At 57.7% G+C, this 16,496-nt stretch carries 13 protein-coding genes; 10 read left to right on the top strand and 3 right to left on the bottom strand.

All coding sequences use genetic code 11. The annotated features are described in order from the left end of the window. The first annotated feature begins 177 nt into the window (after window positions 1-177). The 8 genes from FHS27_RS01795 to FHS27_RS01830 all read left to right on the top strand — a co-directional run bounded on the left by FHS27_RS01795 (window position 178) and on the right by FHS27_RS01830 (window position 11,318). Window positions 178-1,824 (top strand): hypothetical protein, encoded by a 1,647-nt coding sequence (locus FHS27_RS01795; protein ID WP_184300851.1) that lies wholly within the window; start codon window positions 178-180, stop codon window positions 1,822-1,824. A gap of 1 nt (window position 1,825) precedes the next feature. Then, window positions 1,826-2,458 carry a hypothetical protein gene (locus FHS27_RS01800; protein WP_009101075.1) on the top strand — a complete coding sequence of 211 codons (633 nt, stop codon included), beginning with the start codon at window positions 1,826-1,828 and terminating at the stop codon, window positions 2,456-2,458. Between the two features lie 79 nt (window positions 2,459-2,537). Continuing rightward, entirely contained in the window at window positions 2,538-4,739 is a 2,202-nt protein-coding gene (locus tag FHS27_RS01805; protein ID WP_246418988.1) for a type II secretion system protein GspD, read from the top strand. Window positions 4,740-4,746: 7 nt separating this feature from the next. After that, window positions 4,747-5,202, top strand: coding sequence for a hypothetical protein (locus FHS27_RS01810; protein WP_184300857.1), 456 nt, complete (start codon window positions 4,747-4,749; stop codon window positions 5,200-5,202). 177 nt (window positions 5,203-5,379) lie between these two features. Continuing rightward, on the top strand, window positions 5,380-7,290 hold the full coding sequence (locus tag FHS27_RS01815) for a 4Fe-4S dicluster domain-containing protein (RefSeq protein WP_184300860.1): 1,911 nt from the start codon (window positions 5,380-5,382) through the stop codon (window positions 7,288-7,290). Further along, window positions 7,287-8,222: a hypothetical protein gene (locus tag FHS27_RS01820; RefSeq protein ID WP_184300863.1), complete on the top strand. Its 936-nt coding sequence runs from the start codon at window positions 7,287-7,289 to the stop codon at window positions 8,220-8,222. The genes FHS27_RS01815 and FHS27_RS01820 overlap by 4 nt, the downstream gene beginning before the upstream one ends. Further along, window positions 8,219-10,666, top strand: coding sequence for a multiheme c-type cytochrome (locus tag FHS27_RS01825; protein WP_221224794.1), 2,448 nt, complete (start codon window positions 8,219-8,221; stop codon window positions 10,664-10,666). The genes FHS27_RS01820 and FHS27_RS01825 overlap by 4 nt, the downstream gene beginning before the upstream one ends. Beyond that, window positions 10,617-11,318 (top strand): ATP-binding protein, encoded by a 702-nt coding sequence (locus FHS27_RS01830; protein WP_184300867.1) that lies wholly within the window; start codon window positions 10,617-10,619, stop codon window positions 11,316-11,318. Before FHS27_RS01825 ends, FHS27_RS01830 begins: the two co-directional genes overlap by 50 nt. Before the next feature lie 57 nt (window positions 11,319-11,375). Here the strand turns inward: FHS27_RS01830 and FHS27_RS01835 are convergent, their stop codons facing one another. The 3 genes from FHS27_RS01835 to FHS27_RS01845 are packed head-to-tail and all read right to left on the bottom strand — an operon-like array spanning window position 11,376 to window position 14,476. Beyond that, the gene (locus FHS27_RS01835) at window positions 11,376-12,161 is read right to left on the bottom strand and encodes a 3-keto-disaccharide hydrolase (RefSeq protein ID WP_184300869.1); all 786 of its coding nucleotides are present in this window, start codon (window positions 12,159-12,161) and stop codon (window positions 11,376-11,378) included. Between the two features lie 51 nt (window positions 12,162-12,212). Then, the gene (gene hemA, locus FHS27_RS01840; RefSeq protein ID WP_184300872.1) at window positions 12,213-13,538 is read right to left on the bottom strand and encodes a glutamyl-tRNA reductase; all 1,326 of its coding nucleotides are present in this window, start codon (window positions 13,536-13,538) and stop codon (window positions 12,213-12,215) included. Next, entirely contained in the window at window positions 13,535-14,476 is a 942-nt protein-coding gene (locus FHS27_RS01845; RefSeq protein WP_184300875.1) for a cytochrome C assembly protein, read from the bottom strand. The genes hemA and FHS27_RS01845 overlap by 4 nt, the downstream gene beginning before the upstream one ends. Window positions 14,477-14,734: 258 nt before the next feature. Between FHS27_RS01845 and dapB the strand changes: the two genes are divergently transcribed. Both dapB and FHS27_RS01855 read left to right on the top strand, forming a co-directional pair. Then, window positions 14,735-15,592, top strand: a complete 858-nt coding sequence (gene dapB / locus FHS27_RS01850) for a 4-hydroxy-tetrahydrodipicolinate reductase (RefSeq protein WP_184300878.1) — start codon at window positions 14,735-14,737, stop codon at window positions 15,590-15,592. Next, a complete protein-coding gene (locus tag FHS27_RS01855) occupies window positions 15,592-16,467 on the top strand; it encodes a 1,4-dihydroxy-6-naphthoate synthase (RefSeq protein ID WP_184300881.1) in 876 nt (291 codons plus the stop codon). Before dapB ends, FHS27_RS01855 begins: the two co-directional genes overlap by 1 nt. The last annotated feature ends 29 nt before the right edge of the window (window positions 16,468-16,496 follow it).

Genomic DNA, 16,496 nt, shown 5'->3' on the forward strand with positions numbered 1-16,496 from the left:
TTAAGCAACCCGCGGGAACGTGGAGGAATAAGGCAAGCGTCAGTGTATCACGTTCACCGCCCGAATTTCATGCGAACAAAATCGACGCGAAGGAATTTCACGTTGCCGAGACTCCTCGTTGAACCGGTATGAGTTTGGCGAAGAGTCGCGGTTTCGATACTCGTTAATGACGCACCGATGCTCTCGTCTCTTTCTCCATTTCAACAACGCAGCGCGGGGCCCGAACTCGGGCAAAACCGCCGGTTTGCCTTTCGGATCGAATGCGACCGCGTGATCTTAGTCATCGCGACGTGCTGTGAGAATGAACCGGTCGATGTTCAAGTTGACTACATCCGACTGACCGCTCAACCGGACAGCATGTCCGAGGAAATTGAAAGCGGAGAGTTCGGCGATGAGACGCTCGATAACGCGGCGCCGACGAGTCGTTCTGCACGTGAGCCGCAAACGGCTCGGATGAATTTTGACTGGATGCTCGGCGACGGTTGGAAACGTCTGCGGGATGCGATCGATACGCTCGCGACTCGGCACAAAATCGGTGGCGAGAGTGTTGCCGTTTCTCTGACCGGTGACTTTTGTGTGACCCGAATTTCGACGGGCACTGTGGATGACGTGGAGCAAAAACTCGGTGCACTCGCCGGTCGGATACCGCGATATTTGCAACTCGGCCCAGGCGGGAAATTGATCGGTCAGGTTCGCGAGACGCTGAGCCCCGGGATCGATCATGCGTTGACCGCCGTCGGCAACTTCACCCGGCTGAATGCACTTTATGAAGCCTTCGTGAGTTGTCATGTCGATGTGGCATGGATCGAACCGTCGCTCGTCAGTATGGCGAGGATGGTGGGGATGCTTGGAATCGATAGCGAGAAGCCGGTTCTGATCGCCGACTCATTCGGGCAATCCTGGGAAGTCGGCATCACGCACCAAGGTCGTTTGTTGTTGGATTACCGTCCCGCGGCGGCTCACGACGCACAAACCTTCGCAATCGCGATCGACCAGCACCTCGCTCGGCTGCGCCGCTTTTGTCAACGTCACCGCGGAATGACGCAGAGTGAATTGAGCGATCTCTACGTCGGAGGTCCGCCGGAAAAAGTTGACACGGTGATCACTCATTTCGGGCCAACCGCCAGCCTCAGTGCGAAACTATTTCAGTTACCCGAATCGTGCGTGTCGGTTCGTGTTCCCAAAGAGATCGAGTCGGACGCGATCGCCGCATTCGCGGCCATCTTGCCGTTAACTCAACCGGATTTTGTTCAGAACCCGCCGGACCTTCTGCAAACGATCCGCCGTGATCGGGCGCAGTCAAAAATCGTTCGGGCTGTGTTAACGGTTTGGCCGATCGCGGTTGCGGCGGTTCTCTTGATGACTGCGTCGTTGTGGGTTGGTTCGTTACGAGATGAAGCGGAGCAGAAACACCAGCAACGTCAATTTGTTGAAGTACAGATGCGGGCAACCCAGGCCCGCATGGCGTCGTTGCAATCGGACCGACGTTGGGTTCAACACCTCGGCCGTATCGAGCAGCAAACCGTGTCGCCGCCGATCGTTGACTTGACCACTCAAATTACGCAGTGTCTGCCACCACAGGCAGCATTGACGTCAATTCGATTTGATGTCGAACACAACATTATGTTGACGGGAAAGACGTCTAACGAAGCGGAAATATACGAGATCGTGGGCTACCTGCGGCGAATCACCGGGATCAATCAAGTCGCATTGTTAGCGACGACCAGTGGTGTCGTGCAGGGCGAGTCCCAGTTCGAAATGCGGTTGTCTTGGTTACCCGAGCGTGATGTGGACGCGGAACTCGACCCGGCGCAGGAGTCGTAAGATGAATAAACAGAACGATCGGCTAATCAGAGCGATTGTTGCCTGTGGTAGTTTTGTCGCGTTAATCGTGATCGGGTATCCACTAGTCGATGAAGGTTATAGGCTTCGCGAAGACCATCGCGCCTTGTCGGAGCTAGAGAAAGAGTTTGAGTTATCGCAGTCGCGTGACGCTCGACTGCATCGGATCGAAACGAAACTGCACGAACAGAAGCTGCAGCTCGTCAAACAATGTGTGAATCAAAACCGCATCCCTGCGGTGCGAGATGAATTGATCGCCATGATCCGTGATTGCGGTGGTAGTTTGCGTGCTTTGGAAATCGAAGACGGACAGAAGCGACCTTGGGGAACTCAGGATGATGATCCTCGAGTTCGTCGGTCACCCGAATTTGGAACCGAATCGGAATTCGAACTGCATTCTCACGAAGTAGCCTTGTCGGTTGTTGGACCGCTCGAGGCGGTATTGAAAATTATTAGTGTCGTTGATGATCACCACTGGTTATTGAACATTGACGCGTTGACTTTGGAGCCGGTCGCGGGAGGCGAATCGGTGCTTAGTCTCGAGATGAATATGACGTTGTTCGGATTGTTGCACGCCCCCGCACCGATCGAAGACACGTTTGCAATGATTGATTGAATTTGACGGTGATGGACTGCTCCGTCTGTCCCAGACCTTATCCCTCTTGATGAACTGAACGCTTATGGCCACGGAAGGCATGGCGAAACGAAATGCCCGGCGACGGAAGCGGCAATTATGCTGCTTCCTGATCCTTTCGTCTGTTTTCGGCTCCGGGACTCAACGTACCGATGCGGCCGATCCTGCATCGGACCAGCCCCTCGTTTCGGTCGAGATGTCTTCGGGAAGCCAAGCCGGTGGAGCGATGAGCGCTCTCGGCGCCCCTCAACCTGTTTCGCTCAACGCTTCGGCTAACGCAACCCAAAACAACACACCTGACGTCGGTGGAGCACAGTCCGCGGAAGCCTCGTCCTCGCAATCGCAAGCTTCCCAATCTCAATCGTTTATTGAGGAAGCGTTAAAACGACGCGCCAGTATCACGTTTCGAAAAACGTCGCTGCAGGAAGTCGTGTTTTTGCTTTCCGATCTGTGGCAGATCAACATAGTTGCAGGTGAGAAAATCACCGGCGAAGTCTCAGGCGTGTTTAACGACGCGCCCTTGCGAGATGTGCTTTCGGCGATCCTCACGTCCTCGGGTTATGGGTACACGTCCGCGGGCAGTAGCCTCGTCGTGCTCCCGATCGATGAGGTCGGCACAGGAAGCCCCGACTTTCGATCGCGGACGATTGCGTTGCCGATTACCGATGACGTGCAGCGGGCATCCACGATCGAGGCGGCTAAAATGCTGCTCAGCGAACGTGGGAAAATTCAAGCGTTCGGAAACGGACGTGTGTTGGTGATCGATTCACCCGAACGGATCGCTCAAGTCGAACAGATGTTTTCGGATTTGCTGGCCAGCGATCGGGCGGGCTCCGGTACAACGCATGGTTCTGATTCCGCGGCCGGGGATTCGCGTGCGACCGATGGAGCCGGTAACGTGGGGTGGGCTCGAACGCGTATCGCGTATTTCACCCCGCAATATACCGAGGCGGCCGAGATGGGCGTGTCGCTCAGCGAAGCCTTGGGAAGTGGGAACACGGCATCGGCGGCGCCGGGGGCGACGACATCGACCGTTGATCCGCCAATCGTTGCCGTCTACGAAGAAGAAAACCGCATCATGGTTCGCGGCACAGCGGACCAATTGTCTCTCGCCGCCGAAGCGTTTCAGCAACTCGACGTGCCTCGGGCTCAGGTGCGCATTTCGGCATTGATCTACGACGTCAACCTGGAAGAACTCGAGAGCCTCGGTGTGCAGTGGGGACGCGGAAACTTGGGCGGTCAGGCGGTCGCCAAATCGCTTGAGTTTGCGAGCCTCGTGCCCACCGGTGCGATCGCGGAAACGGGACTGTCGACACTCAGCATGGGCTCCATCGCCAATGACTTTAACGCGTCGTTGATCGTGGAGGCATTGGACAGTACGGCGGAAGCGAAACTGCTGGCGAACCCATCGATTACCGTGGGAGACCGCCGTGATGCCATGATCAAAATTGTGACCCAGATCCCCTATCGAACCGCAGAGACGCCCGATCAATCCAACAGCGAAGAAGGCACATCGGTCATCACTCAGCAAATCCCGACCGTTGAATTTAAGGAAGCCGGTATCACGCTCGTCGTGCGACCACGTATCAGCAACGACGGGATTATCGAAATGGTCGTCAAGCCGAAACACAGCACACGGACGGGAACGGTCAACTTTCTACCGATTATTGATGAACGTGAGGCAGAAACAACGGTCCGCGTTGCCAACGGTCAAACGTTCATGATGGGCGGATTGCGGCAGAAGAAGGTCGTCGAAGATGTTTACGGCATCCCCTACCTGCAAGACATTAAGTACGTCGGAAAACTCTTTCAAAGTCACAACACGTCGATCGTCGAGAGTGAACTGATCGTGTTTTTGAAGCCGGAAATTGTGAGTCCTTGCCATCCGGGTTTAGCGAGAGAGCGTCAGGCGGCGAGAATTGCGATGCGTGAACTCGACCGAATCCCGTATGCGAGTCACTGTCCGCAAACTCCGTACTGCAACGATCTGAATTGTCCGAATCACCATCCTCGCGTTCGCATCAACGGCGGCAGTCAAGGACTCGCGATGTTGGGCGGGGAAGGGATCACACCGTTCATGGTTTCGTACAGCGACGAACAGTCCGCCTACGTTTCGGAGACCGCGCATCCGTCGCACGGCATCGAAAATATGGAGGACACCAGATGGGGAACGGGGACCACCGATTCGGTGCCGGACTCGTACCCGCCGATCCATGTGGCCCCGTATGAAACAATTCCTGCTCCCATTCCACTCGCACAGTGAGGCATCGATGATTTTGTTTCACTATCGCCAGGCAATGGTCGGCTTGATCGTGCTTGCGATTTCGGGCTGCGGGATCGAGCCAGAAACGATTTCTCGGATCGAGCAGATGTCGCGGCAGCAATCCACCGCGTTTTCGAGCATCGAAACTCCGCCCGAACTTACCATCACTCGAGTATCCAGCGAGGGATTCACGGTTCCCTTTCCCGAACGTCGCGACCCGTTTCACGTCACCGAGGAAGGCAAAAAGCCACAGAACAAAGCGATCACGGCGAGCAACGTGAGCGTCGTGGGTTTCGCGAAACTCGGCGAGCAGCAGGCGATTCTCAAAGTCGGCGGCGAGACTCGTTTCGTCGTTGTCGGCGATCGCGTGGGCGATGTTGAGGTGATGGCCATCAACCCGCCTCGCGTGCGTTTGAAAAACGGAAACTTGGTTTGGGACGCGAGTATGTTTCAGAACCACTGAAACCGGCGTGCAAATGTCCATCGGCGACACCCCGGTTGGAACGCGTCGAAATTCGGGACTTGTCGAACCGACTTGACGCGGTGGTGATCTACGGGGTACTCAGCGGGGTGAATATGGAAGACGTCCCTGCGGGGGGCGTTTCGCACTTCACCCAACCTGCCTGAATCTCCCCGTTTCATGCCGCCTGTCGACAGCGTTACCGTGCATCGTCCCCGACGTTGGGACGAACCGATGGATCCGCACATGACGGACGCGGATGTTGATTGGTTACTCGCGCGGATGCCTTTTGCGGGGCTGGATGCGAGCCAATTTCCCAAGTCCATCCCTCTCGATGGCGTGCTGAAGAACGATTGCCGGTTGCACCGTTTTTCGCCGGGCCAGGTCATCGTTCGTGAGGGCGATTACGCCAACAGTGCGTTCTTGGTGCTCGAGGGAAACGCGGAACTGATCACCCGTCCGCTGCCCCCTGATGTGCTCGGCCGAAGAGAAGTCGAGAAACGCAGTTGGCCGGAAGCACTTTGGCAATTTCTGCGGCCCAGTGGTGTTCGGGAAGCCCGTAATCCGGAAGACGTGACGCCGGATGTGGAATTGCATGACCGCCCCGGAACGGACCATTTGTCCGCGGCCTCTTCAGACAAAAGCAATCACTCTGCGGGCGAGGCCGAGACTCAGCCTACTCTATTCTTGCAAGATTTCGGCGGACTCGTTCGCGCCGGTCAAACCGCTCGCTTGGTCGCGGGCGAATTGTTCGGTGAGGTCGCCACCATGCTTCGTGGACCGCATGGGGCAACGGTCGTTGCCGGCGAAAACGCAACGCTGCTGGAAATCCGTTTGCAAGGATTGAAGATGCTGCAGCGGGACACCGCGTTTGCGGAGCGGATGGAAGAACACTACCGCGAACACTGGCTCGCGATCCATCTCAAAGAAATCCCGTTGCTGCGTTTTGTTCCCGAATCCAATCTGCGAAACGTGGTCGAGCACACGCAGTTGAGATCGTTCGGTCGTTTGCAGTGGAACGCAGACTATTCGAAGACTCGCAAACTCTCGCCCGCCGAGCAGATCGAATCCGAACCGATCGTCGCTCGCGAAGGTCATCACGTGACTGACCTGATTATCGTCCGCAGCGGTTTCGGCCGTGTTTGCCAAAACTACGGATCGGCTCAACGGACGACGGCGTACCTCGGCAAAGGACACGTCTTCGGGCTCGAAGAAATCACACTCAGTGTTACCGGTGGCAACGGTTCGCCCATGCCGCTGCAGCACTCATTACGTGCGGTTGGTTTTCTCGACACGTTGCACATCCCGGTGGAGTGTTTCGCACGCGAGGTACTACCGCACATTCGCCGGTCGGAGTTGCCACCCAACGCTGCCGAAGCGATGCTGCATTCGCCGAGTACGGTCGAGTCGCGTGAACGCCGCGCTCTCAAACGTGCCCGGTCGGACAGCGAGTCGGTTTCATCTGTTTCCGGGAATGAGGAAGCCTCTGGAACGAATGTGCAGGCGAAGGCATGGGATGACCTGCCCAGCCCCACGGGGACTTCCTTCGAACCGACGGGTTTGTTGGAGTTCATCGTTCAGAATCGATACAACAACGGCCGCCAAGCGATGATCATCGACTTGCACCGTTGCACGCGATGCGATGACTGCGTCAAAGCGTGTGCCGACGTGCATGACGGTAACCCTCGGTTTGCACGTATCGGTAATCATCACGAACGTTTGCAGTTCGTTGAGGCTTGCATGCACTGCACCGACCCGGTGTGCATGATCGGATGCCCGACGGGGGCGTTGCACCGCGACGAAGCGACGGGGTTGGTGCGTATCTCAGAAAATATCTGCATCGGTTGTGGCGTTTGTGCGAAAGGGTGCCCGTACGACAACATCGAGATGGTTGCGGTTTCCGATCCGAAGGGGCGACCTTTTCTCGACGTGAAGAGCAAGCAGCCGATCACGAAGGCGACCAAGTGCGACATGTGCAGCGGATTGCCGAGCGGACCGGCGTGTGCGGCGGCTTGTCCTCACGACGCACTCGTTCGCATCGATTTGAGTGAATCGCCGCCGCTAGAAGATTGGCTACGGAGGCGAACATGAGTCTCGTCGAACGCAGGCAAAGCAACGCTGTTTCTGCCACGCAAAAATGGAAAACAACAGTCGCCCATTCGGTGCAACGAGTCAGTGGATTCGGACGGGCGTATTCGTTCCGTCGCCGGCGAGTGGTGGCTGCTGCGATTGTTGCGGTTTCGCTCGCTCTGGACGCGGGGCTCGTTTCGGTCATGCATTCGGCGCTGTTGCATACCGGGGTGATGACCGGGTGGATGTTGATGAGTTGCCTCATTCTCCTGATTCTGATTGGCGTTCGGCGACGTATCCCGGTATTGCCGTTGGGGACGATGAGCGTTTGGACCCAGGTGCATATCTACACCGGCGTTTTTGCGATGGGAGTGTTCGCGATGCACGTGCCTGCCGTTTTGCAAGGGCGTCTGATCGCGAGCGGTTATCTCGAGGGTTCGCTGAGTGGGTTGTTTTTGCTGGTTAGCGGTTCGGGCGTGTATGGTCTGATCGCGAGTCGCCGGATCCCGTGGCGTTTGACCAACGTGGGTGAACAAGTCCGGATGGATCAGATTCCCTGGTACCGAGAACAGATCGCTCGTTCGGTTTCGCAAGAAGTACAGGCTCTCACCAATCCCGCATCGATTGCCGTGATCGGTGAATTCCACAGACGTTATCTCAGTCGTTACATCGGCGGTAAACCGTCCTTGTTGTATTTGCTCGTTCCGACCTCGGTGCGTCGTCGGCGGGTGCTCGCGGGACTTGTGGAACTCAATCGATATCTCGAAGAGGAGGGATGCCGCGTTTGCGGTCGCCTCGCCGCTCTCGTTCGCCGACGAGACGATTTGGATTACCAATACGCATTGCAACTGCGTCTTCGCGTATGGGTGATGTTCCACAGCACCGCCTCGATTGCGTTGGTGGTGATGGCGATCATCCACGGCATCCTCGCGATGCGGTTTGTTGAATCATGACACGATCTTCTCAACGCGACCAAATCGATTTACCTGATCCGCCTCGGGTGCAGCATCCCGGGCACCCTTACCAATGCGGTCGGGGGCACGGCGGCGTGACGGGAGCCTCGCAGTCGTCATCCGACGCGTCGCCCTGTGCCGAGGGGCCATCCGTTTCGGGCGAATGTCCGTTGGCCCGTCACTGCGCCGGACGAGGCTCGAAATCGGGGGCGCCAAAGAAGAAAGGTGCGTTGGATAACACTCCTTGCCGGCCGATTCCGACATGGGCGGGCCGTCGCCGTCGATGGACGGCGGGGGCATTGTTGCTGTTTGCGTTTGCGCTCGTGGGGGTCTTTGGGACGTCGCTGGCTCCCGAGTTCGTTCGACCTGGAAATCTTTCGACATCGCATGCCCAAATTCTCACCGGCGATTTGACTTCCGGCGGATGCACGGTTTGTCACGGGAACGTTTCGGCGGAAACGTGGATGGCAATGAAGGATGCCGGGCATGTTGAAACCGAAGCTTCGTTAACGATGACAGATCGGTGCGTCGCATGCCATCACGATCGTATTCCGACGGACTTCGCGACGTCGGCACATAACCTGTCAGTCGAAACACGGGTCGCGATTGGTGATCAACGCCGTGACATTTTTTTGGCGGCGAAGGAAAAAGGCGAGATTCGAACCGTCTCAAAATCCAGTGCAGCGATTTGGTTACCACCACCGGCGATCTCTCAAGATGAAGTGGCGTGCAGTGTCTGTCACCGTGAACACCATGGTGCGGATGCGGATATCAAAGCCATCGCGGATTCACGTTGCCAAACTTGCCATTCACAGCAGTTTGGTTCGTTTGCATCGTCACACCCTGAATTCACGGATTGGCCTCAGTCGTCACCCCATGCGATCGCGTTTGATCATTCCCGTCACGCCACGATTCACTATCCCAAAACGGCCGAGGCGGCAGCGAGCGATGAGTCTGTGTCGGTGCTGCAGTTCGATTGCCGTGCCTGTCACGTCGTTGACGGTGCAGGTTCTAGTAATCTTGCCGGCGGACTGCTGAACGATTCGATCGTTAGCACCCTGCCCTTCGAGTCGGCCTGCGTGTCGTGTCACGATCAATCACTCGGTGTTCAAATCGCGAGCGGTCCCGCGTTGATCGAATTGCCAATTCTGCCGCCCGAGATCGCCGATCAGCTCGAATCATGGCCGGCCGATGCCACCGGATCTCCCGACGGAAAGTTGTCGGCGTGGATGCTTTTGTTACTTCGCGATCAAGACCCTTCAATCGACTTCGCGCCGCTAGCAGATCTCTCGCTCGTTGATTGGCGGTTGCCTCATAACCAAGACCTCGCCGTGCGACTGGGCCGGGCGATTCGGCAATTCGCGATTGCGTTGTCTCTCGACGGGCAGTCGTTCCTGTTAGAGGCCGCGGAGCGGGCGGGGGCTGATCCGACGACCGCGAGAGCTTTTGCCTCCTCTTTCCCGACTCAAGTGATGCGCGACGCCGCAGCCGATTGGTTTGGAAAGCCGACGAGTTCGGCGGGCGATCGATTCTCCGCACGGCAAACACCCGCAAGCAACAACGATCAGTTTCTCGATGATGATTTGACTTCGGCGGGAGACGACCTCCTCGTCGATTGGTCGGCTCAGGAGGACGATGATCTTTTGCTCTCAGGCGACGCATCCGCATCGTTGGACGATCCTTTGGGGGGCGATCTGTTGAGTGGTGGGCCGGCTTCCGCTACGACGCAAAAAGCATTCGCGAATTGGGAAGATGAGTTAGGCCGACGTTTTGATGCGGCACATTCGCAGGCGCTCGGTGGATGGTATCGCGATGATCTCACACTCTCGATCCGTTATCGCGGTGCAGGGCACTCCGACGCGGTCTTGCGTAGTCTGATCGAAATGGCCGAGACGTCTGACCATGCGCTGCGTGATTTGGTGATGGAACAACCCGCCGTTGCCGCCTGCGTTACCTGTCATTCTCAACTTCCGTGGCGAGAGACGACGTCGAACAGCCTTCGCGACCGGTTAACTCGGTTTACCCATCGCCCTCACCTCGATATCGCGGCGCTGCAGAACTGCGAACATTGTCACACAATGCATTCGAACGTGGGTGCTGATCCAAGCCTGCCGGCGGTGGAAGCGGTCGCGGAACGCGGAGGCGTCGAAACGTTGTACCGGGCTCTCGACCTCGTCAATGCAGTGTCGGCCAAACCGGACTTAGGACTTGCAGCGTCGGATCATTCCCTAACCGGCGGATTTCACCACGATTCGATCGAACCCGGGACGGCGAAACCGCAATTGAACGGGCACTCCGATTTCCTTCCGCTTCGCAAAGTCGCGTGTGCTCACTGTCATACCGCGAAAGCCGCCGGGGATCACTGTACGACGTGTCATCGTTATCATGTAGGCGATGTCCTCTCCAACCCCACCACTGCCGACTCGGTCGAACCCGTTCGCTAGTCGATTTGTTCGACCGGGCGCTTTCGCGTTTCGGTTTGATCACGTATCGAGCACTCACGAAGAGGGATCCCGAGAAGACTTTGTTCGCTCGCTCGTCGACCGGCTTCGTGAGGAACGTTGTGGTGTGATCGTCGGTGATCACGGAACCGGCAAATCCACGTTGTTGCGTGAGCTAGCCGAAACACTTGAACGAGAAATGCCGGGCGGACAGTGGGTCCAATTGACCGGGCCTGACCCCGCCTCCACACGGAATGAACGCATCGTTCGAGGATTGGGTGATCTTTGGAACAACATTCGAACGGTCGGGCGACTGCAGCGTTCAGTGCCCCGCGGCGGTGTGTTGGTGATTGACGGCGGCGAACAGATTCCCGCGTTCTGGCGATGGTGGATCGCCCACCGGGCCAAGCGTCGCGATCACTTTTGTTTGTTGACCAGTCATTCGGACGTCGCGGGATTCGCGACGTTGTACCGAACCCATTTGTCACCCGATCTGATTGGTGACCTGGTGAGAGAACTGTTGTCTGGCACCGATGCAGCGCTGCAACCCGGCGCCAGAATCAAAGTGCAGCAGCACCTCGATACGATCGACCTCAGCCGGGTCGGGAACCTGCGCGACTTGTGGGACGATCTCTACGAAATCGTGCAATCGTGAGACCGTAAGCGGCCACGATTACGAATCATACCAATCGAGGGTGTTCGCTTTCGCCGGTTACTTCCACTGACGCAGCGTGATGTGTTTGAGTCGAATCGTCATCGCGGGGCCCTTGTGCAATTGCAACGCGATCACGCCGGAATGTCTCGCCTTTTCGGTTTGATTGTCAGTCAACTTCATCGTTTGCGTTTCGTTGATGAAGTGTTCGAGTTGGTTGCCGCGGACGACGACTCGGTAGTCGTTCCACTCGCCGGGGTGAATCCCATTCCCGAGTTCGGCGGCATCAGCGAACGTTTCGACTTGCTTCTTACCGGTCTCCGAGACGACGACGCTTTGCCCGCGGAGGGCGAGGATGCCACGGCCTTTTTCTTCGTAGAGAATTCCGGCAAACTGGTTGGCGGCATCAATGTCGGCTTGATAACCCGAGACGACGAATTCGTCTTCGTCGAGCACCCGGCTGTGGTATTGGATGCCCGAGTTGCCGTTCTCAATTTTGAATTGCAGTGATAACTCGAAATCGCCTTCGACCTCATCGTTGAGGATCAAGAACGTGTTCTTCGAGATCGGGGCTTCGTCAGTCGTTTTGCCGACGATCATGCCATCCTCGACGGACCATAAATCATCTCTGCCACGCCACCCGTCGAGCGACTTTCCATCGAAGAGCGTTGTGACCGTGCCGCCTTGCAGCGATCGAGCGTGGTCCGCATCGGCCGCTGAAGCGTTGGTGTTCTCTTGGGCCGTTTGGGTGTCAGTTTCCTGAGCCATGGATTGAGTGTGGAACGACAACGTACTCGCAACGAGCAACGCGGCGAACAGGAGGCTGCGGGTGAGGATTTGGTGCATGGTGGGGCGTCACAAAGGAGATGTTGAGGAACAGATTGACGGTCAGCAGAATTACGGATCGTCACCGAGGTTAAACAAATGTCGCAGCGCCTCGAGCAGGCCACGCGAGTGACCGGCCGCGGCGTCGTCACGTAGTGACGCCATTGGCGGGTGCAGAAGTTTGTTGGTTAGTCGGTCAAACGATTTTTCAATTTCTTTCGTCATCGCCGCGTCGGTGGAACCGTTGAGTTTGTCGAGCAGACGGTGTAGTTCCGCCGTTTTGACTTGGTCTGCCCGTTCCCTCAGTCGTCGGATGACGGGACCGGTGGCGCGGTGTTGCAGCGATTCGAAAAAGCGATTGACTTCTTCGTCGAGAATTCGTTTCGCCTTGGGCCACTGTTTTTCACGTTCGCGTCGGTTGCGGTTGCAGGCGGCTTGCAGGTCATCGATTTGATAGAGATAGACCCCCGGTTCGTCACCGATCACAGGATCGAAATCTCGAGGGACGGCGAGATCGAGAACCAGCATGATGCGTCCGCCACGTTGGCCGTTCAGGCGGGCAAAGGTTGCTGCGTCGACGAGAGGTTCGTCCGCCGAGGTGGTTCCGATCAACAGGTCGGCGGCGATGATTTGTTCGGGCAATTCTTCGAGCGGTTTTGTTTGGGCACCGAAGTTAACCGCCAGCGCGGCGGCCCGTTCTTGGCTTCGGTTGACGATGCAAAGATTGTCACTGCCCCCATTTTTTAGATATCGCAGGGTCTCTTCGGCCATCTCGCCGGCACCGCACAGGACAACGCGTTTGCCACGCAGCGTTTCGAAGACTTCGGGGACCACTTCGCCGACCGCGACGCTCGGCACGCTCAAACGGCGGCGATGGATTGTCGTTTCGGTTTGCACCCGTTTGGCCGCGCGATTGGCGGCTTGGAACGCCGCGTGCGTTACCGGTCCGGTCGAACCGGCGACGTTGGAAAGATCGTACGCCTGTTTGACTTGAGAAAGAATCTGAGCCTCGCCGACCACCATGCTGTCCAAACTCGCTGCGACGAGGAACAGGTGATCAACGGCTTCGCGTCCCTGGCGAACGGCCATGTGTTCGGCGACAAAGTCCGTGGGTTTTTCCAAACACTCGGCGACGAATTCGATCAGTGACGTGCGAACTTCGTCGAATGTAAGTGACCCCGATGCAGAATCGCTCGCGACCAATCCGCTGCCGAAGGGACCTCCGGCGGCGTAGAGTTCGACGCGGTTGCAGGTCGACAACACGACGAGTTCGGCACCGTCGAATCGTTCGCCAAAACGTGACAACGCTAGCTCAGTGTGTTCCGATGAGAACGACAATTGCTCGCGGATTTCGACGGCGGCATCATGATGCGAGCATCCGATCATTTGCAGGGTCATGCGACACCCCGCTGCGTTGTTGCCGAAAACGTTTCGTGCAGCTCAACGGATGCTTGCGACGGGTTGGCACCCGGGGACTCGGTTTCGGTCGCGGCTCCTCCGTGCGAAGTCGTCAGCACGCCTGACATGGCCAGCACGAGAAATCCAAAGCTCGCCAGCGTCAGATAGGCGACTTTCCGTCCACGGCTCGCCGGTGCGTAGAGAAACTCGACCGCGGTCGCCGACGCTAACCACACAAACAGCACGCCCGAAAGCATGATGCCGCGGTTGGTCCAGGGGATTTCGCCGAGGCGGTTGAGGTTCATCACGACGCCGGAGACCAAACCGATGCCGACCGCGACGGTGCTGACGACGAGGCATCGACGATTGAGGTTTTGTAGTGTTTCGAGGGTCGGTAGCCGGAGTGCCGAACCGGCCCGTTTCTGTTTCAGTCGCCATGACTGGACCATGTACATCGCGCCGGCGAGAAAACCGAACAGCACCGCCGCCGATCCGACCATCATGGAAATCGCGTGCACGCTCCTCCAGAACTCGGTCGCTTCGGTGCGATCGAATGCGGGCAGATGCTGGACCGACATGGCCAACGCGATCATCGCCAGGATCGCGGGCAGGAAAAAGAAACCGATGACCGTGTCCGGGCGACGCAGGTAGAGGATGAAGTAGGCGATCGCGAGGCCGAGGGCGACCATTAAGGACCAATCCGTCCACGTTGCGAGACGGCCGATGTCGGGGCCACCGGCGGACCCGGGATCGACCATGGTGGCTCGCAGCGAAAGGTAAACGACGTGCGTGAAAATCCCGATCGTCATCATCACCAGCCCCGCCAGTCCACGCCCCGGCAGGCGTCGCCCGACCAGCCGAAGCAGTTCGATGGCAAGGACAACGAGATAACTAGCGGTGAAGCAGGTTACGGATATTTGCTGGAGTATGGGGAGCATCGCCGTATCTTACACTGAGATCGAAATTTTTCGTACACGGCAACTCCTCCGGGTGGGGCAAATGACCTGAGCGTCGTCGGCGCGGTGTCGCATTGAACAAACATGTGCTGATTAGGCGAGCGGGTTCTTGCTGTGGCGAGGCGAGGGTACGAAATCTTTCACGCCGCAGTGATGCTCGGGGCCGCGATTCGGTTCTGCTCCCGGTGGGGCGTCACCACCGTCCTGGGCGAAACGGCGACGTGAGAGTAAATTTCGTGCATGAACAACACAATCAAACTTGCGGTCCACGGGGCTGCCGGACGGATGGGACAACGCGTAGTCGCTTTGGCGAGCGGGGCGGATTCGGTCGAGGACGCATCGGGGTTCACCGTGGTCGGCGCGATCGATCACGCGAATCATTCGAAAATTGGCCAAGATGCCGGAGTGGTTGCCGGTGGGAGCCCGATCGACGTGCCGATTTCCCCGCAATGGCCATCGACGGCGGAAGTCGTGATCGATTTCTCGTTGCCCGAGGCGCTTGATGCCTGCGTGGCTCAGTGCGTCGCCCAAAAGTGTCCGTTGGTGATCGCGACGACGGGATTAAGCGAAGCACAGAAAGAGTCGCTCGCCGAAGCCGCTCGTTCGATTCCGATCGTGTGGGCGCCGAGCATGTCGTTGGCGGTGAACTTGTCGATGCGGATGGCCGAGCAAATCACTCGCGCCCTGCGTGACGTCGCCGGTGGAGTGGACATCGAGATTCTCGAACGTCATCACCGCTTCAAAGCGGACGCACCGAGCGGAACAGCGCTGAAATTCGGTGAGCTGATCGCCGATGCGATGGACGCGGACGAACCCGTCCAGCATGTCCACGGACGTGAAGGGCACACCGGGCAGCGAACACGAAACGAAATCGGTTACCACGCGATTCGCGTCGGGGATAATCCTGGCGAACACACGATCGTGTTCGGAATGCTCGGTGAACGGATTGAACTGAACGTTGCCGCGAGCAATCGTGATTGTTACGCGTCCGGGGCTCTCGCGGCGGCCAAATGGCTGATGCAAGGCGAAGCGGGGGGGCCGAAGCCTGCCGGGATGTACAACATGTTCGACGTGCTCGGGATGGCGGATAGCCAGTAATGAGTGATCGAGTCCGAGTCGGATCCGGGGAGAAGATGCACCTCGCGATTTCGACCTGTCCGAACGACACGTTCGCCTTCGCCGCGTTGCTGGAAGGACGCGTCGATACCGGAGGATTCGAATTTGACATCGATTTGCTGGATATCGATCAGCTCAATCATGGATTAATCGACGGGCAATTTGATGTGGCGAAAACGAGCTTTCACGCCGCCTTGTCGCTGACCGAGGACGTCGTGGTGCTGCCGGTCGGGTCGGCGCTCGGTTTTGGCGTCGGGCCGTTGCTGTTGGCGTCGAAGGCGGGCGAGGTACCGCGGGGCGTTTCCGCCGGTGAAAATCCGCAATTGACGCTGTGTCCGGGCGAACACACGACCGCAAAATTGCTGTTTGACCTGTTTTATCCGAATACGACCGACGTCGAGCACGTGGTGTTTTCAGACATCATGCCACGGCTCTCGGCGGGGACTGCCGATTTCGGCGTGTGTATCCATGAGGGCCGCTTCACGTACGAACAATCCGGGCTGCACTGCGTTGCCGATTTAGGTCAATTGTGGGAATCGGCCACGGGATGCCCCCTCCCGTTGGGCGGTTTGGTGATGCGTGTGCAGCATGGTGCTGAGGTCATGCGGCGGGTCAGTGACGTGATTTCTCGTTCGCTCGCGGTCTCTCGGGCCGACCCACAGACGGCTCTGCCCGCGATGCGGCGATATGCCCAGGCGATGGAGGACTCGGTTTTGATGCAGCACGTGGACCTGTACGTCAACGACTGGACGGTCGATTTAGGCACTGTTGGCCGGGATTCACTGCGTAAATTGACAGAATTAGCGGGGCAATCGAGAAAATCCGAAGAACGTCCACCGGTGTTACGCGTTCTATAAAGACCGGGCTTGATTTCTTGCCAGAATGC

The organism is Aporhodopirellula rubra (genome assembly GCF_014192335.1).
Lineage (GTDB): Bacteria > Planctomycetota > Planctomycetia > Pirellulales > Pirellulaceae > Rhodopirellula > Rhodopirellula rubra.

Coding starts and splice junctions, on each gene's coding strand:
- FHS27_RS01795 (WP_184300851.1), top strand. CDS start 178: ATGCTCTCGTCTCTTTCTCCATTTCAACAACGCAGCGCGGGGCCCGAA.
- FHS27_RS01800 (WP_009101075.1), top strand. CDS start 1,826: ATGAATAAACAGAACGATCGGCTAATCAGAGCGATTGTTGCCTGTGGT.
- FHS27_RS01805 (WP_246418988.1), top strand. CDS start 2,538: ATGGCGAAACGAAATGCCCGGCGACGGAAGCGGCAATTATGCTGCTTC.
- FHS27_RS01810 (WP_184300857.1), top strand. CDS start 4,747: ATGATTTTGTTTCACTATCGCCAGGCAATGGTCGGCTTGATCGTGCTT.
- FHS27_RS01815 (WP_184300860.1), top strand. CDS start 5,380: ATGCCGCCTGTCGACAGCGTTACCGTGCATCGTCCCCGACGTTGGGAC.
- FHS27_RS01820 (WP_184300863.1), top strand. CDS start 7,287: ATGAGTCTCGTCGAACGCAGGCAAAGCAACGCTGTTTCTGCCACGCAA.
- FHS27_RS01825 (WP_221224794.1), top strand. CDS start 8,219: ATGACACGATCTTCTCAACGCGACCAAATCGATTTACCTGATCCGCCT.
- FHS27_RS01830 (WP_184300867.1), top strand. CDS start 10,617: ATGTCCTCTCCAACCCCACCACTGCCGACTCGGTCGAACCCGTTCGCT.
- FHS27_RS01835 (WP_184300869.1), bottom strand. CDS start 12,161: ATGCACCAAATCCTCACCCGCAGCCTCCTGTTCGCCGCGTTGCTCGTT.
- hemA (WP_184300872.1), bottom strand. CDS start 13,538: ATGACCCTGCAAATGATCGGATGCTCGCATCATGATGCCGCCGTCGAA.
- FHS27_RS01845 (WP_184300875.1), bottom strand. CDS start 14,476: ATGCTCCCCATACTCCAGCAAATATCCGTAACCTGCTTCACCGCTAGT.
- dapB (WP_184300878.1), top strand. CDS start 14,735: ATGAACAACACAATCAAACTTGCGGTCCACGGGGCTGCCGGACGGATG.
- FHS27_RS01855 (WP_184300881.1), top strand. CDS start 15,592: ATGAGTGATCGAGTCCGAGTCGGATCCGGGGAGAAGATGCACCTCGCG.